The following is a 583-nucleotide window of genomic DNA, read 5'->3' on the forward strand; positions in this document are numbered from 1 at the left end:
GGACGGGCATGGGACTCGCTTCCTGCGGGAACCGGACCGATCTCCTCCCCATGGTGGGATCCGACCGTCGATCCGGCCACCCGGGAACGCCCGTTCGGGACGATGCCGGGTCGCCCCTCAGCCCCCGGAACCGGCGGTGCCGTACTCCTCCACCAGACGGCGCAGGGCACGCGTCTCGGAGATCGCCCGCTCCCGGCCCACGCCGGGCTGGATGGCCATGACCGCCAGGGTGCTGCCGTCCTGGAGGTCCAGGGAGACCCAGGGGTCGCCCGAGCGCAGGTTGACCCCGACGATCTCGGGCCACTCCAGGGTGCGGCCGCGGGTCAGGTTCACGACCGTCAGGCCCTCGGGCCGGGCCACCGCCCGCGGCCTGCTGAGCAGGGCGAGCACCGCCCAGATCAACAGGCCGCTGAGGGCGATGGCCACCTTCTCCGCCACCCCCCAGGCGACGGCGCCGCCGGCCGGGAGGAGGACCGCGATGACGGTGAGGACGACGAAGGACAGGGCGCCGAGTGTCATCAGCACGACCCGGGTGCGGGTGGGGCTGAAGACCATGGGCAGGGCGGGGGGCTCGGACCCGGTG

The 583-nt window shown here is 73.9% G+C and carries 1 protein-coding gene; it reads right to left on the reverse strand.

Annotated elements, in window-relative coordinates:
- Positions 1-117: 117 nt before the first annotated feature.
- Positions 118-561: a PH domain-containing protein gene (locus tag FNQ90_RS26105; protein ID WP_228471623.1), complete on the reverse strand. Its 444-nt coding sequence runs from the start codon at positions 559-561 to the stop codon at positions 118-120.
- Between the last annotated feature and the right edge of the window lie 22 nt (positions 562-583).

It is taken from the genome of Streptomyces alkaliphilus (assembly GCF_014141535.1).
In the GTDB taxonomy this organism is placed as follows: domain Bacteria; phylum Actinomycetota; class Actinomycetes; order Streptomycetales; family Streptomycetaceae; genus Streptomyces; species Streptomyces alkaliphilus.